Origin of the sequence: Trinickia sp. EG282A (assembly GCF_040965455.1) — a bacterium.
In the GTDB taxonomy this organism is placed as follows: domain Bacteria; phylum Pseudomonadota; class Gammaproteobacteria; order Burkholderiales; family Burkholderiaceae; genus Trinickia; species Trinickia symbiotica.
Genome location: NZ_JBFRCC010000001.1, coordinates 83790 through 109394, shown reverse-complemented (window position 1 = coordinate 109394; position 25605 = coordinate 83790). Strand labels below are relative to the sequence as shown.

The window sequence follows — 25605 nt, the reverse complement described above, 5'->3', positions numbered from 1 at the left end:
TCGCCCACGGCGTGCCCATCGCGGGCACGCCGTTTTTTTTGCTCGTCGTTTTTCCGCCGGCCGCTCGAGGATCTCCGTTCGAGAGCCCGTGTGCTCCTCGCGGCGGTGCGGTACTTGCGTTAGCGCGCAGCGTTGGCGTCCGCCACGAGCAGCGCCGTCATGTTGACGATTCGCCGCACGGTGGCCGAAGCCGTCAGCACGTGCACGGGCTTGGCCGCGCCGAGCAGGATCGGGCCGATTGCGACGTTGTTGCCGGCCGCGGTCTTGAGCAGGTTGTACGCGATGTTGGCGGCATCGATGTTCGGCAGCACAAGCAGATTGGCGTCGCCCTCCAGTGTCGATTCGGGCAGCACCTCGCGCCGCAGATTCGAATCGAGCGCAACATCGCCGTGCATCTCCCCGTCGACCTGCAGATCGGGCGCCCGCTCCTTCAGCAGCGCGAGGGTGTCGCGCATTTTTTGCGCCGACGGTGCGTTGCTCGTACCGAAATTCGAGTGCGACACGAGCGCGATCTTCGGCTCGATACCGAAACGCCGCACTTCCTCGGCCGCCATGATCGTGATTTCCGCCAACTGCTCGGGCGTCGGATCGACGTTCACGTGCGTATCCACGAGGAAGATCTGCCGCCCCGGCAGCACGAGCGCATTCATCGCGGCATAGACGCTGCAGCCGGGCCGCTTGCCGATCACCTGGTCGATGAAGTGCAAATGCCGATGCGTCGTGCTGATCGTGCCGCACATCATCCCGTCGGCCTCGCCCTTCTCGAGCAGCATCGATCCGATCAGTGTCGTGCGCCGACGCATTTCGAGCTTCGCCATCTGCTGGCTGATGCCCTTGCGGGCCATCATGTGCGCGTACGTCTGCCAGAAATCGCGGTAGCGCTCGTCATGTTCCGTATTGACGATCGTGAAATCGACCCCTGCCGCAAGCCGCAATCCGTAGCGTTCGATCCGGTTTTCGATGACGGCGGGCCGGCCGATCAGAATCGGCGTGGCGATCTTCTCGTCCACGAGGATTTGCACGGCGCGCAGCACGCGCTCCTCCTCGCCCTCCGCGAAGACCACGCGCTTTTTCTCGGGCGCCACGGCGCGCGCCTGCTGGAACACCGGCTTCATCGTCGTGCCGCTGTGGTAGACGAACTGCTGCAGGTGCTGCTTATAGGCCTCCATGTCCTCGATCGGCCGCGTGGCCACGCCCGAATCCATCGCGGCTTGTGCCACGGCGGGGGCGATCTTCACGATGAGGCGCGGATCGAACGGCTTCGGAATCAGGTAGTCAGGTCCGAACGAAAGGTCCTGAATCCCGTACGCCGTGGCCACGATGTCGCTCTGTTCCTGGCGCGCAAGCTCGGCGATCGCATTGACGGCCGCGATTTCCATCTCGCGCGTGACCGTCGTCGCGCCCGCGTCGAGCGCGCCGCGGAAGATGAACGGGAAGCAGAGAACGTTGTTGACCTGATTCGGATAGTCGGTGCGTCCCGTGGCGAGCACGGCGTCGGGCCGCACTTCGAGGGCGACCTCCGGGAGGATTTCGGGCGTCGGATTGGCGAGCGCGAGGATCAGCGGCTTGTCGGCCATATGCTTGACCATCTCGGGCTTCAACACGCCGCCGGCCGACAGGCCGAGGAAAATGTCCGCGCCCTCGATCACCTCCGCGAGCGTGCGCGCGGACGTCTCGCGCGCGAACCGCTCCTTGTCCGGATCCATCAGCTCCGTACGCCCCTTGTAGACCACCCCGGCCAGGTCGGTCACGAAGATGTTCTCGAGCGGCAGCCCGAGATCGACGAGCAGGTCGAGGCATGCGAGCGCCGCCGCGCCGGCGCCCGAAGCGACGAGCTTGACCTTGCCGATCTCCTTGCCGACGACCTTCAGCCCGTTCAAAACCGCGGCGGCCACCACGATCGCGGTGCCGTGCTGGTCGTCATGGAAGACGGGAATCTTCATCCGCTTGCGGCATTCGCGCTCGACGATGAAGCAGTCCGGCGCCTTGATGTCCTCGAGATTGATCCCGCCGAACGTCGGCTCGAGTGCCGCGATGACGTCGACGAGCTTATTCGGGTCCGGCTCGTTGACTTCAATGTCGAAAACGTCGATGCCGGCAAACTTCTTGAACAGCACGGCCTTGCCTTCCATGACCGGTTTCGACGCGAGCGGGCCGATGTTGCCGAGCCCCAGCACGGCGGAGCCGTTCGTCACGACGCCGACCAGATTGCTGCGCGCCGTGAAGCGCGCCGCGTTGAGCGGGTTCTCGACGATCTCCTCGCACGCGAACGCGACGCCCGGCGAATACGCGAGCGCCAGGTCGCGCTGGTTGATCATCTGCTTGGTCGGCGCGATCGCGATCTTGCCGGGAGCGGGAAACTCGTGATAGTCGAGCGCGGCGTCGCGCAGTTTGGTTTTCGCGGGATTCGTAGACATGAGAAGAAAAATCCAGGCGTCGGGGCCGATTAGAATAGGAGGTCGACGCATTGTAGCGCCATTCCCAAGCCCGTCCGCGCGGGCTTGGTACGGCCCAGGCCATCCGGCCAGCCGTTTCGCGGCCGCTACCGCGATCCGCGACGATCGTCGTCGTTTTTGCGACTATCACCCCGAAACATGCCGCTTTCAGAGTTTTCCCTTATCGACCGTTTCTTCGCGCGCCGGGCCCGTGCCCACGCCGGGACCGAGACTTTCCCGGCGGCGACGCTCGGCATCGGCGACGATTGCGCGCTCCTCGCGCCGCGGCCCGGCGAGCTTCTCGCCGTGTCGACGGATATGCTCGTCGAGGGCCGGCATTTTTTGCCCGATACCGATCCGCATGCGCTTGGTCACAAGGCGCTCGCCGTGAACCTGTCGGATCTGGCCGCGATGGGCGCGAAGCCGCGCGCGTTCACGCTCGCGCTTGCGCTCGAGACGCCGCGCGAGACCTGGCTCGCGGCCTTCGCCGACGGCATGTTCGAGTTGGCCGAGCGTTTCGGCTGCGAGCTCGTGGGCGGCGACACGACGCGCGGACCGCTCAATCTCTGCCTGACTGTCTTCGGCGACGTGCCGGCCGGCGCCGCATTGCGCCGCGACGGTGCGCTTGCGGGCGACGACCTATGGGTATCGGGGACGCTCGGCGATGCGCGCGCGGGCCTCGCGCTGCTGCGCGATGAATGGCGCGGCGCGCCCGACGGCAAAGCGAATGCGGCTCAGCCCGATGACGCGGCGTTGCTGCGCCGCGCGCTCGAGCGCCCCGAGCCGCGGGTCGCGCTGGGCCTCGCGCTGCGCGGACTTGCCCATGCCGCGCTGGACATCTCGGACGGTCTCGCGGGTGATCTCATGCATATCCTCGAGCGCTCGCGCGTCAGCGCGATCGTCGACGTCGACGCCGTGCCGCGCTCGAGCGCGCTCCAAAAGCTGCCGCGCGACACGCAATTGCGTTGCGCGCTCGCGGGAGGCGACGACTACGAGCTCTGTTTCACGGCGCCGCCCGACGCACGTCGTGCGATCGCGGCGGCCGGCGAGCGCGCGGGCGTCGCCGTCACACGCATCGGTACAATAACCGCCTTGCGCGACGCGGCCGGCGCGCCGTCGATCGCCTGGCACGACGCGGCCGGCGCGCCGCTCTCTCTGACGTTGCACGGATTCGATCACTTCAATGCAGACTGACCCGACGCTTAGCGACGGCGCCCAAACCGAACTGCCGCCGGAAGGGCCGCGGCGCGCGACGGCGCGCTTCATGCTCTCGCATCCGTTTCATCTCGTTTCGCTCGGATTCGGCAGCGGTCTGTCGCCGATCGCCCCGGGTACGGTCGGAACGCTCTTCGCCTGGGTCTCGTTCGCGGCGCTCGCGGGGCGCCTGACTGTCACGGAATGGGCGGCGCTCATCGCGATTGGCTTTTTCGCCGGCATCGGCCTCAGCGGATTCACCGCCAAAAAGCTCGGCATCGGCGATCCGTCGGCCGTCGTCTGGGATGAAATCGTCGCCTTTTGGCTGGTTCTGCTTTTCGTCACGCCCGAGCCGTTCGTCGGCCAGCTTTGGGCGTTCGTCATCTTTCGCTTCTTCGACATGGTCAAGCCGCCTCCGGTCCGCTACTTCGACAGGCGTTTCTCAGGCGGCTTCGGCATCATGATCGACGATCTCGTCGCGGCGTTTCTGACGCTGTTCGTCATCGCGCTCTGGCGCATGACGATCTGATCGTACGAGAACACGCACGCGCGTGTCGCCCCGCTTCAACCGAATACAAGCCGGAATCCGAGCCATGGCCACCGATTCAGTCGTCCACCAACTTGCCGTACGCGTCGGCAACAAGCTACGCGATACGCGGCTCATGCTCGTCACCGCGGAATCGTGCACCGGCGGCATGGTCGCCACGGCGATCACCGACATTTCGGGCAGCAGCGGCTGGTTCGAGCGCGGCTTCGTCACGTATTCGAATCAGGCGAAAACGGAGATGATCGGCGTGCCGGCCGAGCTCATCGACAAGCATGGCGCCGTCAGCGAACCCGTCGCGCACGCGATGGCCGAAGGCGCGCTGCGCAACAGCCGCGCGCAGGTGTCGCTCGCGATCACGGGGGTGGCCGGTCCCGGCGGCGGAACGGAAACGAAGCCTGTCGGCATGGTCTCGTTCGCCTGGAGCAACCGGCTTCATACGTCGGTCGAGACGCTCGTCTTCAAAGGCGATCGCAAGCAGATCCGGACGCAGGCCGCCGCTCATGCATTGCGCGGCCTGCTCTCCTTCCTCGACGAGCAAGAGCGTTGAACGTTGAACGCGTTGAAAGTACGCTGCGCTGACGCGGCTCAGCGGTAGAGGTTGATCTTGTCGCGCGTTTCCTGAGCGGCGCGCGCGGCCGCCTGCGCGAAGTCGTCGCCTTTGCCGGCATAGAGGATCGCGCGCGACGAGTTGATCATCATCCCGAAGCCGTCTTTCGTGCGGCCGGCGCGTACCGTCGCCTCGACGTCGCCGCCTTGTGCGCCGATGCCCGGAATCAGCAGCGGCATATTGCCGACGATGCCGCGCACCACCTCGATTTCGTTCGGGAACGTGGCGCCGACGACGAGCGCGAGTTCACCCGCCGCATTCCATTTTTCGGCGGCCAGCTGCGCCACCGTTTGGTAGAGCGGTCTTCCGCCCACATCGAGAAACTGCAGGTCGGAGCCGCCCGCGTTCGACGTACGGCAAAGAACGATCACGCCCTTGCCTTCGTGCGCGAGATACGGCTCGATCGAATCGAAGCCCATGTACGGATTGACCGTCACGGCGTCGGCCCGATAACGCTCGAACGCCTCGCGCGCATACTGCTCCGCCGTGCTGCCGATGTCGCCGCGTTTCGCGTCGAGGATGACGGGCAGACCCGGGTGCTTCTCGTGGACGTGAGCGATCAGTTGCTCGAGCTGGTCTTCGGCGCGATGAGCCGCGAAATAGGCAATCTGCGGCTTGAAGGCGCTCGCATAGGGCGCCGTCGCATCGACGATTGCCCGACAGAAATCGAATATTGCATCGCTGCGATTCGCGAACGCGCCCGGAAAACGCGACGGTTCGGGATCGAGCCCGACGCAAAGCAGCGAGCCCGTGCGGCGCCACGCTTCGTCGAGCGTTCGGACGAAGGACGGATTGGGAGACATGAGGAAACGCCCGGTCGGGCGGTGGTCGTCGGAGAAGGTGCGTATTCTAAACGCCCACGCGCGCCACGGTGAACCGAAACTCGCGCGTGAGCCGCTCGCCCGGCCCGAGCACCGTCATCCCGTGCGCATCGGCGCCGCCCGGAAGGTTCACGGCGTTGATCGGATGATCGACGGGTTCGAAGCAAAAGAAATTCTCGCCCGGCGGCGTGTAAAGCACGTAATAGTCGGCGTTCGCGGCAATGGTGAGCGAGAGACGCCGCGTGGGCCAAACGACGGCCGCGTGGCCGCTCCAGTCCGTGAACGCATGGTTGACGAGCGTGTCGGGCAGCGGATAGGCAACGCCGAACTGCCAGGCCGGCGGCGCCTGCACGTGACGCACGGGCAGCCAGTCGTCGTCCGAAAGCCACAGCCCGCTTGCCGCCGCCGACAGATGCGTTTTCTCGTCGCGCGACAGAAACGGATGCAGGCCGAGCCCGAACGGCATCCGTTCGCGCCCTGCGTTCTCGACGGCAAGTCTGATCCTCAACGTCGCTTCATCGAGCGCGTATGAGAGGGTGGCGCGATAAGCATAGGGACGTGCGCGGCTGCGATCGAGGACGAGCGTCGCGCGCACGGCATCGCTTTCGACGAGCTCCCACGCCTGCAGCCAGCCGTCGCCATGGATCGGCAGCGCTTCGTTGGGGCAGGTGCGCGGCACGTCGACCGAGCGGCCGCCGAACGAAAATCGCGCGCCGCCGATTCGGTTCGAATAGGGGACGAGCGGATAGCAGGCGAGCGTGTTCGGATGGGCACCGACCTCGACCGACGCCGCGCGGCGGAATATCGGCGTCGGTGCATCGCCGTTGCCGCGCCAATCGAAGCACGTGATCGCGCCGCCGAGCGAAGGGGCGATGTCGAGCCGCAGTTGCGGCGTGGCGAGGGTGACCGTCTCGCTCTCGCGCGCTTTGCCGAGACCGCGCGCCATCGCCGAGGTGCTGGGCCCCGGCCGCACGGGCTGCGCGATCGCCGCCAGCTTGGCGCGGCGCGCGGCGGAAGGCGTCGCGCCCCTCGCAGAGGTGGGTACGCTAGTCGATGCGGCTGGCGCCGTGGCGGTCGTGCCGTCGGTATCCGCTGCGGTCATCGTTCGCTCCCAGGGTCTGTTTGCGTATGGAGGCGGGAGGCCCTCGGCGCGTTACCGGCGACCCCCGATTGGTCTGCGAAAGGCGGCACTGCTTCCCGCCTTTGTCTCTTTATTTATTGGTCGGTTCCGCTCGTTGCTGAATTAGTGCGACGACGTAACCGCTCGCTAGGATCGGCGCACGCCGACGAACACCGGCTCCGGCAACCCGCGGCGCGCGACCGTCGCCGCGAACACGCCGCCCGACGAACGCTCGGTGGCGAGCGTCGCCGCGTCGAGCCCGACGCGCGCCGTCGTCACGTAAAGCGTGCCGAGTCGTGCACCGCCGAGCGCGACGCAGCTCGGCTGCCGAGCCGGCACGAGCACCCGCTCGGTTTCACTGCCCTGCGCGTCGTAGCGAACCACGCGCCCCGCTCCCCATTGCGCATTCCAGAGCCCGCCTTCGGTATCGATGGTCGATCCGTCCGGCTCGCCGTCGGCATCCGCGAGCCGTACGAAGACGCGCGGCTGGCCGATATGGCCGTCGGCGCCGTAGTCGCAGGAGAGGATCTCGCGCGTAGGCGAATCGCAAAAGTACATCCTCGAGCCATCGGGACTGAATGCGATGCTGTTGGAGATCGCGGGCGCCGGCAACGGCAGCCTTTCGACAGACAAATCGCGGTTGAGCCGATAAAAACCGCCGATCGGTTGGGGCTTGTCCGCTTCGTCCTTCGTGCCGAACACGAAGCGCCCCTGACGGTCACAGCGCCCGTCGTTGACGCGCGTATTCAGATTGGGTTCCACCTTGGCGATTGGGGTGATTTCGCCCGTCGTCAGATCGAAAAAAGCGAGTTGCGAGGCAAGACCGAGCAGCAGCACCCGCGGATCGGCGGTCAATGCGAATGTGGCTAGCCGCTCGGGCATGCGCCACGAAGAACGCTCGCCCGTCGCCGGATCGAAGCGCCACAGTTGCGCGCCTTCGATATCGACCCAATAGAGCCGCCCGCTGCGCTCGCACCAGGTCGCGCCCTCGCCGAGCACGCATTTCGTGTCGACGGCGAGCGTCGCGCGCAAAGTACGCGCGCTTCCGCGTTCTTGCTCGCGCGCCGTCATGCCCAGCCCCCATCGACGATGAAATCCTGCGCCGTCACCATGCGGCTGTCGTCGGCCGCGAGGAAAAGCGCCATCCGCGCGAGGTCCTCGGGCATCAGCTCGCCGTCGAGGCATTGCCCCGCTTTCAGCGCTTTCAGCCCGGCTTCGTCGAGCCAGAGCCGGCGCTGCTTTTCGGTCATGACCCAGCCGGGCACGAGCGTATTCACGCGAATGCCGAAGGGGCCGAGGTCACGCGCAAGCGCGTGCGTCAGTCCGGCGACCGCCGCCTTCGCCGTCAGATAGACGGGCATGCCGCCTTGTTTCAGCATCCAGCTGATCGAGCCGAGATTGATGATCGAACCCCCGCCGCGCGCTTTCATGTCGTCGGCGACGGCCTGCGCCGCAAAGAATTGATGGCGCAGATTGACGGCAATGCCGGCATCGAACGATTCGGGCGTGACCTCGGCGATCGAATGCCGCCGGTCGTTCGCCGCGTTGTTGACGAGCACGGCAATCGGGCCGAACGCGCTTCTCGCATCGGCGATGGCGCCTTTCAACGCGCCGATGTCCGTGATATCGCACGAGAGGAAAAGCGGCTTCGCGTGCGCCTCGCCGAGCGCGTCGGCGAGCGCTTCGCCCGACGACGTATCGATGTCGCAAAACGCGACGCGGGCGCCCTGCTGCGCGAAATGCGCGACGAACGAGGCGCCGATGCCGGTCGCGCCGCCGGTGATGAACACCGTACGGTCGACGAGGCTCGGGTAGCTCGCGTAAGGCCCGGGCTCGGGATGATCGGGTAGCGCCATGATCGAGAGTCTCCTTCTACACTGAGACGGCCGCGCTCACGCTCAATCGCGTGAGCCGCGGTTCTTCAACTGGTCGAGCAACACGGCGGCGAGCAGGATCGCGCCGCGCACGAGGTATTGATAGAACGCGTCGATGTTGAGCAGGTTCATCACGTTCTCGACGGTGCCCATGATGAGCACGCCGATCACGACACCCGAAATGGTCGCGCGGCCGCCGAGCAGCGAGACGCCGCCCAGCACGCAGGCCGAGATCACATTGAGCTCGAAGCCCTCGGCCGCATTGGGCTGCCCCGACGTGATGCGCGATGCGAGGATCACGCCCGCGAGCGCCGTCACGGCACCCTGAACGAGGAAGATGATGACGCGCGTGCGCTCGACGTTGATGCCGGCGAGCCGCGAGGCTTCCGGGTTGCCGCCGATCGCGAGCGTATTGCGACCGTAGACGGTCTGGTTGAGCATCACGCCGAACACGATGAAGCAGACGAGCGTGACCCAGATCGGCAGCGACACGCCCGCGAGCGTCAGCCCGCCCATTGCGATGAACGTGTCGGACGAGACGCCGACGGCCTGGCCGTGCGAGACGATGAAGCCGAGCCCGCGCACGATCTCCATCGTCGCCAGCGTCGTGATCAGCGCGTTGATGCGCAGATAGGCGATGACGGCGCCATTGACGAAACCGATCACCGAGCCGGCGGCGACGGCCGCGACGATCGCGAGAAACGTGTTATTCGTCGCATTGAGGACCATCGCGCAGAGCACGCCCGCGAACGCGACCGTCGAGCCGACCGAGAGGTCGAAGTCGCGCGATGCCAGGCAGAACATCATGGTGCAGGCAACCATGCCGATCTGCGAGATCGATAGCGCGAGGCCGAGCATGTTCTCGATCGAGAAGAAGTGATCGACCGTCAGCGACGTCGTGATGAACATCACGGCGAAGATAAGGATGAGGCTGTATTCGGTGATCTGCTGCCACCATTTCTGCCGATCGCTCGGCTGGGGAATCAGCGCGTCGGCGGCGTGCTTCGCCGCCGAGGTCGCCAGGTTTTCTCTTGCTTGCATTTCGTCGCTCCTTCGACCCGTATTCACGGGCTCCTATTCTGTCCACACCCTCTTGCGCACTGCGCGCCACCTTCACGGCGGCGCGCGTGAGCCGGCTCGTCACGCGGCTTCGCGCGGCACCTCTTGTTCTGAGCGCGTGCCTTGCGGCAGCGCGAGGCTCAAAAGCGCCGCTTCGCTCGCTTTCTCGCGCACCACTTCTCCCGAGATGCGGCCTTCGCGCATGACGACGATGCGGTCCGATACGCCGAGCACTTCCGGCAGCTCCGACGAGATCATCACGACGGCGCAGCCGCGTTCGGCGAGCTCGTAGATCACGTTGTAGATCTCGTGCTTGGCGCCGACGTCGATGCCGCGCGTCGGCTCGTCGAGAATCACGACCTTGAGGTCCGGTTCCGCGAGCCAGCGCGACAGGATCGCCTTTTGCTGGTTGCCGCCCGAGAGCAGACGGATCCGCTGCTTGCGGTGCGGCGTCTTGATCTTGAGCAGCTTGATGAAACGGTCCGCCGTCTCGGCCTCCTTCGCGCGATCGAGAAAGAGTCCGGCGCGCAAATCGTGACGGCGGCAGCTGATGTTGATGTTCTCGGCCACCGACGCCAGCGCGACGATGCCCTCCTCCTTGCGGTCCTCGGGGCACAGCACGATGCCCTGGCGAATCGCCTGCCCGGGGCTCTTCACGCTGATGGCCCGCCCGTCGAGCGAAAGCCGTCCACCGCGTTTTTTCTCCGCGCCGTAGACTAGGCGCATGAGCTCGCTGCGCCCGGCGCCGACGAGCCCGAAAAAGCCGAGAATTTCGCCCGCGTGAACCTCGAAGCTCACCGGCGCGGACAGACCGCGCCCCTCGATGCCGTCGACAGCCAGACGAACCGCGCCGTGTTCGCGCGGCCGATAGTCGTAGATATCCGTGATCTCGCGCCCGACCATCTCCGAGACGAGCGTTTCGCGCGGCACCTCATGGAGCGAGTGGTGCGACGCCACCTTGCGGCCGTCGCGAAAGATCGTGCACGAATCGCAGAGCTCGTAAATCTCGTCCATCCGGTGCGAGATGTAGATTAGCGCGCGGCCGTCGACCTTCAGATCGCGCACGAGCTTGAACAGCACTTCGGTCTCGCGATGCGAAAGCGAGCTCGTTGGCTCGTCGAGCGCGATGACGCGCGCGTTGCGCAAAAGCGCCTTGCAGATCTCCACCATCTGCCTCTGCGCGATCGAAAGGCGCCCGAGCTTGGCGTTCGGATCGAGGTCGACGCCCATCGCCGCGAGCCGCTCGCGCACGAAGCGCTGCGCGCCGCGCTTGTCGACCCAGCCGAGCGCGTTCGGCAGGCGACCGAGCAGCAGATTCTCCGCCACCGTGAGATCGGGCACGTATTGCAGTTCCTGATGGATGACGGCAATGCCGGCCGCGATCGAAGCGGCGGCGCTCGAAAACCGCACTTCCTTGCCGTCGATCATGACGCGGCCCGAATCCGGCTGGTACTCGCCGCCGAGCACCTTGAGCAGCGTCGATTTGCCCGCGCCGTTCTCGCCCATGAGGCCGTGCACTTCGCCGGCGTTCACGTCGAACGAAACACCGTCGAGCGCGCGCACGCCCGGAAAGACCTTGCCGATGTTGTCAAAACGCAGCGTTGCTGACATGTTGCTTCACCTTGCACTGAATGAAACGTCCGCGCCGGTTGCGCGGGCGCGCCTCTTTCTCTCATGAGGCGCGCCGGCGGCCGGCCCGGTTCGGCCGCGCCTGTTACTTCGAAGCGAGACCCATCTTCTCGCGCACTTCATTGACGTTGTCACGCGTGGCCAGCATGCCCGTCGTCAGCGTGAGCTTCGGGGGCTCCTTGCCTTGGGTAATCCATGCATACATCAAGTCGGACGTTTCTTCGCCGTGACGCTTCGGACTGATGATCACCGTGCCGAAGAAGCCCGTCGGATTCGGCTTCTTGAACTCGTTCAGAGCCGAATCCGAGCCGCCGATGCCGACGCCGATCATGTTGTCGGCCTTGAAGCCACGGCCTTCCGCCGCGCGCACGGCGCCGAGCACGCCTTCGTCGTTCAGCGCATAGGCCACCCAATGCTTGAATTGCGGGTTCTTCGTCAGCGCGATGTTGGCCGCGTTGAACGCGTTCTCCGTATCGGTCTTGGCTTGCGGCGCCTTGATGATGTTCGCCGCGGGGAAGCCCGCCTTCAGGAGTGCGTCGGTGGCGCCCGTCGTACGGTCGTGGGCCGTCGGCAGCTGTTCGTATGTGACGTCGATCGCGCCGACATCCTTCATATCCCAGCCACGCTTCTTGATCTCGGCGGCGATCGCATCACCCACTTGCTGGCCGATGTTGTAGGCCGAAATGCCCATATGCGGCACCGATTCGATCGGCTTGCCCGAGCCGTCGACGAGACGATCGTCCACGGTCATCATCTTGAGCTTGTCGGCCTTCGCCTTTGCGACGATGCCGGGCCCGAGCTTCACGTCCGGCGTGCAGATGATGAAGCCCTGCGCCTGTTGGGCGGCCAGGTTGTCGATCGCGCTCATCACTTTCTCGCCCGAGGGCGCGCCGATCTTGACGAGCGTGAACCCGTCCTTCTTGGCGGCCTGCTCGGCAAACTTCCACTCGTCCTGGAACCAGGGCTCTTCCGGCTGCTTGACGAGGAAGCCGATCTTGACCTGGTCCGCCGCCTGCGCGGCCGGTGCGCCCGCGAGCATCGTACCCGCCGCAACGGCTGCCAGCGTGAGGATCATTCTGCGCTTCATGTGCATGTCTCCTGCTAATTGAAGGTGTGGGCCGCATCTTGTTTGTGTCGGATGGCTCACGCGGCCAGTGCGTCATCCGAATTGAGACTCTTGTCGTCTTGCTCGTCGTCTTCCGATTGCCTCGCTCGTTTGTCGATCGCTCCTCGATCGTTCGAGCATCGGCGGCGCTCCACTCTCAATCGTGGTACAGCGCCGAGCGGCCTCCATCGACGGTGATGCAACTCGCGTTGATGAACGGCGCCTCGTCGGACGCGAGGAACACCGCCGTCATCGCCACTTCCTCGGGCTGCCCGATCCGCTTCATCGGCTGCAGGTCGAGCGTCGCGCGGCGCGCCGCCTCCGCGTCGGGCTGCGCATCCCACCAATCCCGCGTCAGTTGCGTTTCGATGTAGCCGGGCGCGATCGCATTGACGCGCACCTGCCGCGCCGCATATTCGATCCCGAGCGCACGAGTGAGGCCGATCACGCCGTGCTTCGCGATCGGATACGGAAAGCAGCCCGGGATGATCTTGAAAGAATGCGTCGAGGCAATGTTCACGATGCTGCCGCGCCCGCGTTCGACCATGCCCGGCAGCACGGCCCGACACCCGTTCCAGACACCGTCCAGATCCACCGCGAAACAGCGCCGCCAGTCTTCGTCGGTCATCGTCAGCGGATCGCAAAAGACGTTGATGCCGGCGTTGTTGACGAGCACGTCGAGCGGGCCGAAGGTGCGCTCGGCGGCGGCGACGGCTTCGCGCACTGAAGCCGCGTCGGTCACATCGGTCCGCACGGCGAGCGTTCGCGCGCCGGGCGTCTCGCGCTCGATGGCGGCAGCCGTCTGGCCGGCCGTTTCGGCATCGAGCTCGGCCAGCACGACGGCCGCGCCCTCGCGGGCAAACGCATGCGCGATCGCGGCCCCGATGCCGCGCCCGGCACCCGTAATCAACGCGACCTTGCCCGCCAGCCTGCCCATTACGTCGACTCCGCGCGCGCCGTGCGCAAGCCGTCGATGAACGCGCGCGCGTTCTTCGCCGTCACGTCGGCGTCCTGTCCCGGGCGATAGAGCGCCGAGCCAAGGCCGAAACCGTCGGCGCCAGCCGCGAGGAACGGCGCCATGTTGTCAGGCGTGATGCCCCCGACGGGCACGAGCGGCACTCGCTTCGGCGTCACCGCGCGCCATGCCTTCACGACATGCGTGCCGAGCTGCTCGGCCGGAAACATCTTGAGCGCGTCCGCGCCCGCAACGAGCGCGGCGAACGCTTCGGTCGGCGTCGCGACGCCAGGCGTGCAGGCAAGCCCGCGCGCTTTCGCGGCCCGAATGACGGCGGCATCGGCATGAGGCATGACGATGAGCTCGCCGCCCGCGCCCGCGACATCGTCGACGAACTCAGGCCGCAACACCGTGCCGGCACCGACGATCACGTCATCGGGCAAGACGCCGCGCAGCGCCGCGATGCTCGCAAACGGCTGCGGCGAGTTGAGCGGCACTTCGATCAGGCGAAAACCAGCGTCGTAAAGCGCCTGCCCGTGCGCCGCGACCTCAGCCGGCGTCACGCCGCGCAGTATCGCGATCAGCGGGCATGCGGAAAAAGCGGCGACGAAACCGGGATGCGGCCGGTACGGCGCGGGGAGGTCGATGTCGGTTTGTCGATCAGTCGTGGCCATGTTGGCGGATCCCATCGATGTCTTCGCTTGCGTTGCTTACGGTGCTCAAGTTGCTTACGTTGTTTGCGTCGTGGCTGCGGCGACGAGCCGCGCCTGCATCGCGATGCGCCAAAGGCCGCGCTCGGCCGCCGCTTCGACGATCGTCGCGCTCGCGCAGCCGAACTCGGCAAGCGCGAGGCGATAGCGCTCGCACAACGACGGTTCGCCGATGAGCCTTAGCGCCTCGCTCGCGAGCGTCTCGCCACGCTCGGCGAGCAGCGCCTGTACGCCGGAAAGCTCGTGGCCGATCAGGAGCCCCGACAGGTAGTCGGGCTGCTGCTCGGCCTGCAACTGCGCCGTGAGGCCCAGCGTGCGCGTGCTGAAAATCGTCGCGAGCAGGCCCGCCCGATCGGCATTCTTCGCTACCGTCACGCCGCGCAGGAACGCTTCGGTATCGGGCTGCGCCGGCTCGGCCATCGTCCGGCCCAGAATCGTGTGGTTACGTAGCGCCGCGAAAAGCTCGCCGGTCATGAACGTATGGAACGCCTCGATGCGCTCGCCCTGAACGATGGCCCACTTGGCGTGCGTGCCCGGCAGCCCGACGAGCACGGCCCGCCCGTTCGCGCCGAGCGCCGGATCGCCGGCCAGGGCGCCGACGATCTGCGTTTCCTCGCCGCGCATCACGTTCGGCAGCTCGCCGCGCTCGATGACGCCAGGCACGATATTGAGCACCGTGCCGCGCGCCGTCGTCACGCGCACGAGTCCGGCGACGAGCGCGTCAGCCGCGGCCGGCGTATCGACATAGGGCGCTTCGCGCCAACCCTGCGCGCTGCCGACCATGCCCGCGGCAATCGCGGGCAGCTCGGGCGCTTCGTCGAGCCAATCGCCGCAAGCCGCGTCGAAGGCGGCGTCGAAGCCGCCGGGGTGCGGCAGATTCATGATGCCGGCACCGGACGCGCGCGTCGCGAGGACTTGGCCCGTCGCATCGAAGAGATACGCTCTGAGCGATGTCGTCCCCCAGTCGAGGCCGATCAGCGCCGGCTCGGTCAATCGCTTCTCCGATACGCTCATCGCTTGATCCGCCGTCCGTTTTGTGGGGTGGCCCACCCAAGCTCCTCCGAAATACCGCGCGCTTCGCGCTGGACGACGGGCACGAGTTCTTCCATCCGCTCGAGCGGCATATAAGGAATCGTGCTCGCCACCGAGACGGCGGCGACGATCGCCCCTGACGCATCACGCACGGGCGCGGCCACACAACGGATCGACGCTTCGTTCTCCTCGAGATCGAAGGTGAATCCGCCGGCCGCATAGCGCACCATCCGGTGCAGGAAAACAGGCTTGTCGGGGCGCGTATCAGGCTTGAACGTGACAGCCGCCAGCGCACGGCGCGACGCGTCGAAAAGCGTCTCCCATTCTTCAGGCTTCAAGTCGATCATCATTGCCTTGCCGATACCCGTCGAAGCGAGCGGCATCCGGTGACCGATGCGCGAGCGCATCTCGAGGCCGCGCTGGCCGGGAATCTTGTCGATGTAAAGCACGTCATCGCCATCGCGCACGCCGAGATGGATCGTATCGAGCGTCGCTTGCGCGAGCCGCTCGAGGTGCGGACGCGCCACCTTGGTGAGCGGCATCTGCTCGAGCGCGATCGTGCCCAGCTCGATCAGCTTCGGCCCGAGCAAATAGCCGTTCGGCGTCTGACGTAGATAGCGCGCCTGGACGAGGCTGTTGACGAGCCGGTGCGTCGTGCTGCGCGTCGTGCCGAGCACCGCCGCGAACGCCCGCATATCGTGCGCGTTGGCTGCCGCGGCTTCCAGAATCGCGAGGCCGCGCAGCAGGGTCTGCGTGCCCGCCTGCTGGCCGGCGATATCGAGCGGCGTACCCGAGACATTGATCTCGGCCGCATCCGACGCGGCACGCAAAGCAGCCGCAAGCGTGGCGTCGACCGACGGCTCGCTCTCATCCGGTGCGTCGGCAGCTTGATCCGTGGCGTTCATGAAGGCGTCTCCTTGGCGTGCAAGCGTCGTTTGCGCTCCGCACTGTCGTCGTGGCAGGGATCGCATGGCGCTGAGCCACTGCCGTTTCGCTGGATTGTAGGCGCTCTTTCGGCCGCTGTTCAACATATGAGTGACGCGCCCATATTTTGGGATTTCAACGTGAGTGGGCCGACGGTCAGGATCAGGCCGCAACGGGCGAAGGCACGCGCGTTGGCCTCGTTGGCATTCGTCTTATTTTCTGTCCGTGCAACCGCAGCTCTTATATAGTCAGTGCAAGTGGCGCTTAAAGCCGTTCGGCAACCCCGCGGGCCAATGCCGAATGAAATGGGGCCGCCGCTGCGGGTTCGGACGAGTCGGTTCGGCACGCAGCACGTCCCGCATCGCGGCCCCTTTTTCCCGCCGTCTTTCAGGAGTCCAGAAACGATGAACCCAATCGTCAATATTGCCGATGTCGAACTGCAGCCTCGCCCATCCGCGTTCGCGCCGCCGGAATCGATGAACGACCGCTACGGCGACGTACGAATGGGCATGATCGGGCCGCGCGTGGGCGCACAAAAGCTCGGCTACAACGTCACGGCCGTTCCGCCCGGCAGGCGGGCGTTTCCCTTTCACAACCATCGGATCAACGAGGAAATGTTCTTCGTGCTCGAAGGTGCCGGGGAAGTGCGCATCGGAACCGAGACGTACTCGATCCGCGCGGGCGACGTCATCGCGTGTCCGCCCGGTGGCGCCGAACTCGCGCATCAGATCGTCAACACGGGGACCGTCGAGCTCAAGTACCTCGCGGTGAGCACGAAGATGACGCCCGAAATCGCCGAGTATCCGGATTCGGGCAAGTTCGGGGTGCTGGCTGAATTTCCGGGCGCGCCCGGAGAGCGGCCGACGCCCTTTCGCTTCGTCTCGCGCCAGGACGCGTCGATCGAGTATTGGGAAGGGAACTGACTGAAGTGCTAGGTGCTAGTTGCCAAGGCGCTGCAGAGCTGAAGAGCAGACCAGCGACGCGGCCGGTGGAGGCTAGCGCGGCACTTCCGCCGCGCCCATGCGCCTGGCGATGACGGCCGCGCGCTGCGCGAGGTAGCCCGAGCCCCGATGCTCGTCGAAGTACTTCGGCCTCGGCAGCATGACGGCGAGGCGCGCCGCCTGCCAGCCGGAAAGCTGGTTCGCGGACACCCGATAGTAGTACCGCGCCGCCGCTTCGGCGCCATAGACGCCGTTGCCCCATTCGACCGAATTCAAATAGATCTCGAAGATGCGCTGCTTGTCCATCAGCGTTTCGAGCATCCAGGTGATGATGAGCTCCTGCCCTTTGCGGACGTAGCTCTTTTCGCGCGAAAGAAACAGATTGCGGGCGAGCTGCTGGCTGATCGTCGAGCCGCCCGCGACGATCTTGCCGCGCGATTTGTTTTTCTCCCACGCCTGCAGGATCGCGTCGGTCTCGTAGCCGTTGTTGTTGACGAAGTTGGCATCCTCGGAAGCGATGATCGCGCGTTTCAGGTTGCGCGAAATGCGTTCGTAGGGCACCCATTGATGTTGGATCGACAGATCGGGGCGATCCTGCGCAAGCCGCCATGCGTCGGCGCGCATGAAGGCCGTCGATCGCGGATTCACGATCGTCCATATCGCGATCTGCGCAAAGTAGTAGGCCTGCGTCGCGATCCACGCGATCGCGCAGACCGATACCGCATAAGCGGTCCATCTCGCGAGACCGGCTCTGCTTGCGCGGCGTGCGCCCGTCATGACTGCCTGGCGAGCATCGTACGCAGTTCGGCAAGCACCGGCGCGCTCGCCGGTCTGACCGCGCGCCAGACGAAGAACGACTCGGCAGCCTGCTCGACGAGCATGCCGAGTCCGTCCGCGGCGCGCGCGCCGAGCGATTTCGCATGCTGCATGAAGACGGTCGGCTGCGCGCCGTACATCATGTCGTAGGCCAGCGTGCCGCGGCCGAACGCGCGCGCGTCGCACTCGGGCAGCGCCGCGTCGAGGCTGCCCGCCGTCGCGTTGACGATCAGGTCGTAGGGGCTCGATCCAACGAGACCGGCCCCGCCCCCGGTGAGCGCGGCGCCGGCTTCGTGCGCCGGCGCGGCAAACTGTGCGACGAGCGCCTCGGCCTTCTCCGCCGTGCGGTTGACGATCGTGAGCGAGCGCGGCTTGCGCTCCAGGATCGGCAGCACGACGCCGCGTGCCGCCCCGCCCGCGCCGAGCAGCAGAATGCGAGTATCGGCCAGCGGCATGCCGAGATTCGCCTCGATATCGCGCACGAGACCCACGCCGTCGGTGTTGTCGCCGTAAATGCGCTCGCCATCGAAGCGCAGCGTGTTGACGGCTCCCGCCGCGGCCGCGCGCGCGGAGAGGCTGTTCGCGAGCGCATGGGCTTCGAGCTTGAACGGTACCGTCACGTTGAGCCCGAGTCCGCCCGCGGCGACGAACAGACGCACCGTTTCCGCGAAACGGTCGCGCGGCGCAAGCAAATGGCGGTACTCGACGGGCTCGCCCGTTTGCTCCGCGAAGCGCGCGTGAATGAACGGTGACTTGCTGTGTGCAATCGGATTGCCGACGACCGCATAAAGGTCGCGGCCAGCCGTTGCCGGCGCTATTTCTGGAATCGCGCTCGTAGTGTCAATCGGTCCCATCGCTCAGTCCGTAATATGTGCGGCTCGGTTTGCTCCATCGAGCGGGTGCCCACCGGAGGGCGCATCGCCGCTCGAAGTTTCGCCGCTCGAAGTTTCGCCGCTCGAAGTTTCGCCGCTCGAAGTTTCGCCGCTCGATTGCGAATCGCCGCCATCACCGGCGGCCGCCTCGCCGCTCGTTTCGGCGCGCGCCTCTTCTTCGCTTTCGGCGGAGGCGTCGGCGGCCTCGGCAAGCGTCTCGACTTCCTCGTCTTCCTCTTCAGCCGGCAAACCGACCGGCATCCCGGGCGCATCCAGCACGCGAATCGGCCGCACGGATGCTTCGACCGTCAGCTCATCGACGGACATCACTTCGAGCAGCAGGCGCGTGCCGCGCGCATGGACGCCCAAGCCCGGCACGTGCAGCAACAACGGCACGTCTTCCAGCCGCACGAGATCGCCTTTCACGACGGAGGCGACGACTTCCTTCTTGCCTTCCTGCGTGATCCAGCGCAGGCACCAGAAGTACTCCATGCGCCGCTGGTGGTCGGCGTAGGCGGTGTACGTATCGTCGAAGCCCTGCACCACAGCGAAAAGATCGGCGTCTTTCGGCTTGAACGGGGCCACGAGCTTGGCCGCGACGCCGTGCTGCACGCAGGCGAGCAGTTGCCACTGGTTCACGAGGTCGACGTATCGGCGCAACGGCGACGTACTCCAGGCGTATTGCGCAACGCCGAGCCCCTCGTGGGGCGCGGCCGTCGTCTGCATTCGCGTGCGCTTCGGCCCCGCGGCCGCGAAGGTCCGCTGCGTCCGGTAGACACCCGGCACGCCGTGGTCGTGCAGCAACGCGCCCCACGTCGAGTTCGCGAGAATCGCCAGCTCGGCGACGATCAGGTCGAGCGGCGAGCCGCGCCGCCGCGGCGTGATCGTCACATGCTCGCCTTCGACGTAGAAATTGAAGTCCGTGTTGCCCGGTACCTCGCGCCTGAGGCCATAGCTCGCGCGCACGGCCTGACGCTTTTCGAAGAGCGCACGCGCGAGCGGCCACAGTATCGCGATGTCGTCCTTGTGCGGGTAGTCGCCCGTGCCGGCGGCGAGCGCCTCTTCCGTCACGAGCGCGTCGAGCGTGTTGTGACGAAGATTGTTCTTGACGAAGACGCGTTCGGCGCGCGTTTCGCTCGCGACGATCTCCTGCGTCGCTCTGTCGACGATGATGTAAAGCGAGAGCGCCGGCCGCAGGCCGCCCTCCTTCAACGTAAACGCCTCGACGACCTCGTCCGGCAGCATTGTGATCTTGTCGCCGGGCATGTAGACCGTCGAGAGCCGCGCGCGCGCGATCGCATCGATGGCGTCTCCGCGCTCGATGCCGAGCGCCGGCGCCGCGATGTGCACGCCGACGCGCACGCGGGAGTCCGCGAGCAGCTCGACCGAGAATGCGTCGTCGATCTCGGTCGTCGTGATGTCGTCGATCGAGAAGGCTTCGACCTGCGCGCTCGGCAAATCGTCGGGCAAAGGGTTCGGCGTGACGCTCGGAAAGGCGGTGCCGTGCGGGAAGTACTCGGATAAAAAGCGCGCTTCGTGCAGCGCGCGCGCCGAGGGGATGCCGCCGCAGTCGAGCATGAGCCGCGGCGGCGAAACGCCGCGCGCGGCGGCGGCCGCTTCGAGCGCCTTGTATTCGATCGAGTTCTTGTCCGGCTTCGTGAGCAACGCGAGCGCCTTGCCCTTGAATGCGTCGGGCAGCCGCCCCGCCTTCAGCTCCTCTTCGTAGCCGGCCTGAACGAGCGCCTGCTGACGCTTGCGCTCGAGCGCCGCGAGCGCCATCTTGAGCTGCTCTTCGGGCGCACGCTGATATTGGCCGCGGCCCTTGCGCCGGAAGTAGACGGGCGCGCCCTGCATGCGCAAGACCAGCGCCGCGCGCTCGACAGGCCCCGCCGTCGCGCCGAAGTACTCATCGGCGAGCGAGCCGAACGCGAACTCTTCCTGCGGCGCGCACTCCCACAAAAAGTCGAGGTCGATATCGTGCGCGGCCGCCTCGGCCCGCTGCATGAGGTCAGCCGCGCCGGGCTCGCCGAATTCGATCAGGACGTCCTTCGAGCGGACCTTCGCCCGCCGGCCGCCCGGCAGCTCCACCTGCAACGCTTCGCCTTGCCGCGACAATACGTTGCCCGCCTTCAAACTGCCCGATTCCTCAAAAAATACGTTCACTCGATATTCCCGCTAGAAAGCTTGTCGCCCGCCGCTCCGGACGTGTGTCGCGCAATCCGTGCGCCCGATGGAGATCGGGTATTCGCTAAGCGCGGCGCGGCAGATCAGCCGCGCCCGGGCGTCTCACGCCGCAAAAGGCGAGCACGTCGTCGACATGCTCGGCGAAGTCGCTGATCGCATGATCGCCACCGTCGATCAGCTTCGTCTTGACACCGGGGTAGTGCGCGAGCATTTCGCGATAGTCGAGCACCTCGTCGCCGGTGCAGGCGATCAGATAATAGCGTTCGGGCCGCGTCACCGACGCGACGCCGAGCATCCGCAACTCGTCGAGATGGCGCGGCGTCACGACGATGCTGCCGCCGCCGTGCCAAAGCGGCTGCTCGCCGAGATAAGCCGAAAGATCGCGTTGCGGCAGCACGGCCGGGTTCAGCAACACCGCGCGCCACCCGTGTTTCTCGGCGAGATAAGTGGCGAGATAACCGCCGAGCGAGCTGCCGATCACGGTCACGACGCGCGCGTAGCCGTCGTTCGCCGCCGCGTGGGCAGGCGCGTTCACTCGCAGCGCAGCCTCCACTTCAGCCTCGACGAGCGCGATTGCCGCGAGCGGCGAGACGGGCAGAGTCGGGCAGCACAGCGCCTGCTCAAGGCCGAGCTCGGCCAGCCGCGCCGCGACGAGCTGCGCCTTGAACGAATTGGGCGACGAGCGGAAACCGTGCAGATAGACGATCACGCGACGCCTCGTTCGCCCGGGGCCGCGCGCGTCGCGCCGGCGTCCGCGCTTCCTGTTGCCGCGGCATCCGAATCGGCGTTCGCTCCCGAGCGCGCCGCGAGCGCGTCGAGCAGCTTCTGATGGACGCCGCCGAATCCGCCGTTGCTCATCACGAGCAGATGATCGCCGGCGCGCGCCGCCGCGACGACGGCCGCGACGAGTGCGCCAAGATCGTCGAATGCCCGCGCCTTCGCACCGAGCGGCGCGAGCGCCTCGCCGAGATTCCAGCCCAGCGCGTCGCGCCCGCTCGGCGCGCCATAACCGAACACCAGATCGGCATCCGCGAGGCTCGCCGGCAACTGCGCCTTCATAACGCCGAGTTTCATCGTGTTCGAGCGCGGCTCGAGGACGGCGACGATGCGCGCGTGCTTGCCGATGCGTGTCCGCAAGCCCGCGATCGTCGTCTCGATGGCGGTCGGATGGTGGGCAAAGTCGTCATAGACGGTGACCCCGTCGACGCTGCCGCGCACTTCCATGCGCCGCTTGACGTTGCGAAACGATGTGAGCGAGCGCGCGGCCTGCGCGGCCGGCACGCCGACATGACGTGCCGCCGCGATCGCCGCCAATGCGTTGAGGCGGTTATGCTCGCCTTGCACCTGCCAGTCGACCGCGCCGACACGCTCGCCCTGCCAGTAAAGAGCGAACTGTTCGTCCACGGCCTGCCCCTCGGCGACAGGCGCCGCGAGCCAACCGCCGTCGACGCCGAAGCGCTCGACCTCGCTCCAGACGCCGCGCGCGAGCACACGCTCGAGCGCCGCCTCCCGACCGTTGACGACGAGGCGCCCGACGCGCGGCACCGTGCGCACGAGATGATGAAACTGCGTCTCGATCGCGGCCAGGTCGGGAAAAATGTCGGCGTGGTCGTACTCGAGATTGTTGAGGATCGCCGTGCGCGGCCGGTAGTGGACGAATTTCGAACGCTTGTCGAAAAACGCGGTGTCGTATTCGTCGGCTTCGATCACGAAGAAACTCGAATCGGTGAGCCGCGCCGAGATGCCGAAGTTCAGCGGCACCCCGCCGATCAGGAAACCGGGGTCGAGTCCCGCATCCTCGAGCAGCCAGGCGAGCATCGAGCTCGTCGTCGTCTTGCCGTGCGTGCCGGCCACCGCGAGCACCCATTTGCCGGCGAGCACGTGCTCGCCGAGCCACTGCGGGCCCGACACGTAAGGCAGCCCGCGATCGAGGATCGCCTCCATCAGCGGATTGCCGCGCGTGACGACATTGCCGATCACGAAGAGATCGGGTGTGAGCGCGTCGATCTGTTCTGCGCCATAGCCCTCGATCAGCGCTATGCCCTGCGCTTCGAGTTGCGTGCTCATCGGCGGATAAACGCCGGCGTCGCAACCCGTCACCGTATGTCCTGCCTCGCGCGCGAGCACAGCAAGACCGCCCATGAACGTGCCGCAGATACCGAGGATGTGGATGTGCATAGGGGCTGCTTGCGGAAAAGGCGGTTATTGTAACCGAGGGTCTCCGCTCGCGAGGCCCGGTGTCGCCGATCTAGTATGATTGGTGGATGGTTCGCAGATATCACGTCGACCCGCAGCGTGTGCGGGAGGAAATCGCGATCGCCGCGGCCCGGCTGATCGCGGAAGAAGGGCTCGATTACTCGAGCGCCAAGCGCAAAGCAGCACGGCAGGTCGTGGGGCAAGGCCGCGTGGCGGGCGAATGGCTGCCCGACAACGACCAGATCGAGGAAGAAATCCGCGAGTACCAATCGCTTTTTCAGGCGGACAGCCAGCCGGCCGTGCTGCGCCGTTTGCGCGAAATCGCGCTCGACTGGATGAAGCGGCTCGCGGCCTTCAACCCGTATTTGACGGGAGCCGTGCTGAACGGCACGGCCGGCGAGTACTCGGACATTCACTTGCAGGTGTTTTGCGACAATCCGAAGGAGGTCGCCATCTATCTGCTCAACGCGAATGTGCAGTACGACGTGTCCGAGACGCGCCATTTCGGCGGCCGCGGCACCGTCGAAACGCTCAGTTTTCTATCGCGCGAGACGCGCGACGAGGAGCCGGTCGGTATGCATATCGCGCTTTACGATCTCGACGACCTGCGCGGCGCCGTTCGTGCCGATGCGCGCGGCCGGACGCAGCGCGCCAATACCGAAACGGTGGAGGCGCTGCTCACCGTCGGCGATGCCGACGACGTGCGCGCCCCCTCGAATTGAACGTCATCTCATGAAGCCGACCTCGATCGTCGCCTCGGTCATTGCCGCCGTCGCCGTTCTCGCGCTTGGCGCCGGCGCGGCCTATTGGCTGCATGCCGGCGGGCCGAGCGCGGGCGCATCGTCGCCGGCCTCCGACGGACCGGCGACGACGCCCGCCGTCGCCCCGGCGCAGCCGGGCGCCGTCGCGGCGCTTTGGCGGGCGCCGCTCACCGATGTCGCCGGCCACCCGCGCGCGCTCGATGCCTACAAGGGCCACGTCCTCGTCGTCAACTTCTGGGCGTCGTGGTGCGGTCCTTGCGTGCGGGAAATGCCGACGCTCGCCGATTTGTCCCGCCAGTACGCGGGTAAGGGCGTGCAGTTTGTCGGCATCGGCGTCGACTCCAAGCAGAACGTCGAGTCGTTCCTGCGCAAAGTGCCCGTCGATTACCCGATATTCATCAGCGGATTCGGCGGCGCGGACCTCGCGCGCAGCTTCGGCAATACGGCGGGTGCTCTACCGTTCACCGTGGTAATTGACGCGAACGGCGCCGTACGGTCGACAAAATTAGGGGAAATCGTACCCGAGGATCTGCGGCATACACTCGACGCCATTGGACCGAAGTCGGCGACATAGGCGCCTCTTAGGGCAAGATGGGCCAATGATCAGATCAAGTTGCGAGAGGTTCGCGAATGCCGTGGGTGAAACCGGTCCGCAGGCACGCACATGGGCGGTCGTTTTTTCATCCTCTGCTGGACAAATTTCGTTAAACGGCGCTAAAGTGCGCGCAATTCCGCTCAACCCGAAGCGACAGAATCACAAGCGACCATGACAAAACTGCTCGTACTGCACGGCCCCAACTTGAACCTGCTCGGCACGCGCGAGCCTGGTGTTTACGGGAACGTGACGCTGCAGCAAATCGACGAATCGCTTGGCCGCAGGGCGCAGCAGGCGGGTGTGGAACTGGCGACGTTCCAGAGCAACCACGAAGGCCAGCTCGTCGATCGCATTCACGCCGCGCGTGCGGAAAACGTCGCATTCATCGTGATCAATCCGGCGGCCTACACGCATACGAGCGTTGCGATTCGCGACGCGCTCAAGGGCGTCGACATTCCGTTCGTCGAAATCCACCTCTCGAACGTGCACCGCCGCGAGCCGTTCAGGCACCACTCCTACCTTTCCGACGTGGCCGAAGGCGTCATCTGCGGCCTCGGCTGGAAGGGCTATCTCTACGCGCTCGAGTTCGCGCTCGACAGGCTCGCGTCCGAACCGCGCAGCTGAACCAACAACACCAATTCGGCAACGGCCCTGCGGCCGTCGCCTCACGCATTGAAGGGGATTCCCTATGGATCTACGTAAGCTGAAAACTTTGATCGACCTCGTCTCCGAGTCCGGCATCTCCGAGCTGGAAGTCACCGAGGGCGAGGGCAAAGTCCGCATCGTCAAGAATGCGCCGCCGGTTTACGTACAGCAGTCCACGTCCTACACGCCTCAACTGTCGGGGTCGCTTCCCCCAGCCGGGGCATCCGCCCCTGCCGAAGCGGGCGCCGCGCAACCGGCACCGGCCGCGCCGGCGGCTCCGCAAGGCCACGTCGTCGCCTCGCCGATGGTCGGAACCTTCTATCGCGCGCCGTCGCCCGGCGCCGATCCGTTCGTGCAAGTCGGCGACGCCGTCAAGGAAGGCCAGACGCTTTGCATCATCGAGGCAATGAAGCTGCTGAACGAGATCGAGTCGGACAAGGCAGGCGTCGTCAAGGAAATCCTCGTCGACAATGGGCAGGCCGTCGAATTCGGACAGCCCCTGTTCGTCATCGGCTGATCCGCGAGCCAGCCTCGCGCTCGGCGCGCATGGCAACCGGGCTTCAATGCCCCGCGCCGCAACGCT

Annotated in this window: 25 protein-coding genes; 8 read left to right on the top strand and 17 right to left on the bottom strand. The window is 66.1% G+C overall.

Annotated features, from left to right (window positions below; all coding sequences use genetic code 11):
• Positions 1 to 119: 119 nt before the first annotated feature.
• Entirely contained in the window at positions 120 to 2417 is a 2298-nt protein-coding gene (locus AB4Y31_RS00530; RefSeq protein ID WP_368672251.1) for an NADP-dependent malic enzyme, read from the bottom strand.
• A 177-nt stretch (positions 2418 to 2594) separates the two neighbouring features.
• On the opposite strand from AB4Y31_RS00530, the gene thiL reads away from it, so the two are divergent.
• From thiL to AB4Y31_RS00515, 3 genes are all read left to right on the top strand, one after another.
• Positions 2595 to 3629 carry a thiamine-phosphate kinase gene (thiL, locus tag AB4Y31_RS00525; RefSeq protein WP_368672250.1) on the top strand — a complete coding sequence of 345 codons (1035 nt, stop codon included), beginning with the start codon at positions 2595 to 2597 and terminating at the stop codon, positions 3627 to 3629.
• Complete coding sequence (locus tag AB4Y31_RS00520) at positions 3619 to 4158, top strand: phosphatidylglycerophosphatase A (protein WP_368672249.1); 540 nt, start codon at positions 3619 to 3621, stop codon at positions 4156 to 4158. Before thiL ends, AB4Y31_RS00520 begins: the two co-directional genes overlap by 11 nt.
• 64 nt (positions 4159 to 4222) lie before the next feature.
• A complete protein-coding gene (locus tag AB4Y31_RS00515; RefSeq protein WP_368672248.1) occupies positions 4223 to 4723 on the top strand; it encodes a CinA family protein in 501 nt (166 codons plus the stop codon).
• Between the two features lie 38 nt (positions 4724 to 4761).
• Here the strand turns inward: AB4Y31_RS00515 and pyrF are convergent, their stop codons facing one another.
• From pyrF to AB4Y31_RS00460, 11 genes are all read right to left on the bottom strand, one after another.
• On the bottom strand, positions 4762 to 5586 hold the full coding sequence (pyrF, locus tag AB4Y31_RS00510) for an orotidine-5'-phosphate decarboxylase (RefSeq protein ID WP_368672247.1): 825 nt from the start codon (positions 5584 to 5586) through the stop codon (positions 4762 to 4764).
• A 46-nt stretch (positions 5587 to 5632) separates the two neighbouring features.
• A complete protein-coding gene (locus AB4Y31_RS00505; RefSeq protein WP_368672246.1) occupies positions 5633 to 6706 on the bottom strand; it encodes an aldose 1-epimerase in 1074 nt (357 codons plus the stop codon).
• A gap of 165 nt (positions 6707 to 6871) precedes the next feature.
• Positions 6872 to 7795, bottom strand: coding sequence for an SMP-30/gluconolactonase/LRE family protein (locus AB4Y31_RS00500; protein WP_368672245.1), 924 nt, complete (start codon positions 7793 to 7795; stop codon positions 6872 to 6874).
• Positions 7792 to 8580, bottom strand: coding sequence for an SDR family NAD(P)-dependent oxidoreductase (locus AB4Y31_RS00495; RefSeq protein ID WP_368672244.1), 789 nt, complete (start codon positions 8578 to 8580; stop codon positions 7792 to 7794). The genes AB4Y31_RS00500 and AB4Y31_RS00495 overlap by 4 nt, the downstream gene beginning before the upstream one ends.
• A 42-nt stretch (positions 8581 to 8622) precedes the next feature.
• On the bottom strand, positions 8623 to 9639 hold the full coding sequence (gene araH / locus AB4Y31_RS00490) for an L-arabinose ABC transporter permease AraH (RefSeq protein ID WP_018439878.1): 1017 nt from the start codon (positions 9637 to 9639) through the stop codon (positions 8623 to 8625).
• 99 nt (positions 9640 to 9738) lie between these two features.
• Positions 9739 to 11268, bottom strand: a complete 1530-nt coding sequence (araG, locus tag AB4Y31_RS00485; protein ID WP_368672243.1) for an L-arabinose ABC transporter ATP-binding protein AraG — start codon at positions 11266 to 11268, stop codon at positions 9739 to 9741.
• A 103-nt stretch (positions 11269 to 11371) separates the two neighbouring features.
• Entirely contained in the window at positions 11372 to 12373 is a 1002-nt protein-coding gene (locus AB4Y31_RS00480) for an arabinose ABC transporter substrate-binding protein (protein WP_107150259.1), read from the bottom strand.
• A 175-nt stretch (positions 12374 to 12548) separates the two neighbouring features.
• On the bottom strand, positions 12549 to 13328 hold the full coding sequence (locus tag AB4Y31_RS00475; RefSeq protein ID WP_368672242.1) for an SDR family oxidoreductase: 780 nt from the start codon (positions 13326 to 13328) through the stop codon (positions 12549 to 12551).
• On the bottom strand, positions 13328 to 14020 hold the full coding sequence (locus tag AB4Y31_RS00470) for a 2-dehydro-3-deoxy-6-phosphogalactonate aldolase (RefSeq protein WP_368672241.1): 693 nt from the start codon (positions 14018 to 14020) through the stop codon (positions 13328 to 13330). Before AB4Y31_RS00470 ends, AB4Y31_RS00475 begins: the two co-directional genes overlap by 1 nt.
• A gap of 54 nt (positions 14021 to 14074) precedes the next feature.
• The gene (locus AB4Y31_RS00465; protein WP_368672240.1) at positions 14075 to 15070 is read right to left on the bottom strand and encodes a 2-dehydro-3-deoxygalactonokinase; all 996 of its coding nucleotides are present in this window, start codon (positions 15068 to 15070) and stop codon (positions 14075 to 14077) included.
• Positions 15067 to 15993 carry an IclR family transcriptional regulator gene (locus AB4Y31_RS00460; protein ID WP_368672239.1) on the bottom strand — a complete coding sequence of 309 codons (927 nt, stop codon included), beginning with the start codon at positions 15991 to 15993 and terminating at the stop codon, positions 15067 to 15069. The genes AB4Y31_RS00465 and AB4Y31_RS00460 overlap by 4 nt, the downstream gene beginning before the upstream one ends.
• Positions 15994 to 16416: 423 nt before the next feature.
• On the opposite strand from AB4Y31_RS00460, the gene AB4Y31_RS00455 reads away from it, so the two are divergent.
• On the top strand, positions 16417 to 16935 hold the full coding sequence (locus tag AB4Y31_RS00455; RefSeq protein WP_368672238.1) for a cupin domain-containing protein: 519 nt from the start codon (positions 16417 to 16419) through the stop codon (positions 16933 to 16935).
• Positions 16936 to 17007: 72 nt separating this feature from the next.
• Here the strand turns inward: AB4Y31_RS00455 and mtgA are convergent, their stop codons facing one another.
• The 5 genes from mtgA to mpl form a co-directional block, all read right to left on the bottom strand.
• Entirely contained in the window at positions 17008 to 17730 is a 723-nt protein-coding gene (gene mtgA, locus AB4Y31_RS00450) for a monofunctional biosynthetic peptidoglycan transglycosylase (RefSeq protein WP_368672237.1), read from the bottom strand.
• Complete coding sequence (gene aroE, locus AB4Y31_RS00445; protein ID WP_368672236.1) at positions 17727 to 18623, bottom strand: shikimate dehydrogenase; 897 nt, start codon at positions 18621 to 18623, stop codon at positions 17727 to 17729. The genes mtgA and aroE overlap by 4 nt, the downstream gene beginning before the upstream one ends.
• A 3-nt stretch (positions 18624 to 18626) precedes the next feature.
• Positions 18627 to 20804: a ribonuclease catalytic domain-containing protein gene (locus AB4Y31_RS00440; RefSeq protein ID WP_368672235.1), complete on the bottom strand. Its 2178-nt coding sequence runs from the start codon at positions 20802 to 20804 to the stop codon at positions 18627 to 18629.
• Between the two features lie 85 nt (positions 20805 to 20889).
• Complete coding sequence (locus AB4Y31_RS00435) at positions 20890 to 21534, bottom strand: YqiA/YcfP family alpha/beta fold hydrolase (protein WP_368672234.1); 645 nt, start codon at positions 21532 to 21534, stop codon at positions 20890 to 20892.
• On the bottom strand, positions 21531 to 23003 hold the full coding sequence (mpl, locus tag AB4Y31_RS00430) for a UDP-N-acetylmuramate:L-alanyl-gamma-D-glutamyl-meso-diaminopimelate ligase (RefSeq protein WP_368672233.1): 1473 nt from the start codon (positions 23001 to 23003) through the stop codon (positions 21531 to 21533). The genes AB4Y31_RS00435 and mpl overlap by 4 nt, the downstream gene beginning before the upstream one ends.
• A gap of 86 nt (positions 23004 to 23089) precedes the next feature.
• Here mpl and AB4Y31_RS00425 point away from each other — a divergent pair, with 86 nt between their 5' ends.
• The 4 genes from AB4Y31_RS00425 to accB all read left to right on the top strand — a co-directional run bounded on the left by AB4Y31_RS00425 (position 23090) and on the right by accB (position 25539).
• Entirely contained in the window at positions 23090 to 23743 is a 654-nt protein-coding gene (locus AB4Y31_RS00425; RefSeq protein ID WP_368672232.1) for a UDP-N-acetylmuramate--alanine ligase, read from the top strand.
• Between the two features lie 10 nt (positions 23744 to 23753).
• On the top strand, positions 23754 to 24356 hold the full coding sequence (locus tag AB4Y31_RS00420) for a TlpA family protein disulfide reductase (RefSeq protein ID WP_368672231.1): 603 nt from the start codon (positions 23754 to 23756) through the stop codon (positions 24354 to 24356).
• A gap of 192 nt (positions 24357 to 24548) precedes the next feature.
• On the top strand, positions 24549 to 25001 hold the full coding sequence (gene aroQ / locus AB4Y31_RS00415; RefSeq protein WP_368672230.1) for a type II 3-dehydroquinate dehydratase: 453 nt from the start codon (positions 24549 to 24551) through the stop codon (positions 24999 to 25001).
• A 64-nt stretch (positions 25002 to 25065) separates the two neighbouring features.
• The gene (gene accB / locus AB4Y31_RS00410; protein ID WP_368672229.1) at positions 25066 to 25539 is read left to right on the top strand and encodes an acetyl-CoA carboxylase biotin carboxyl carrier protein; all 474 of its coding nucleotides are present in this window, start codon (positions 25066 to 25068) and stop codon (positions 25537 to 25539) included.
• The last annotated feature ends 66 nt before the right edge of the window (positions 25540 to 25605 follow it).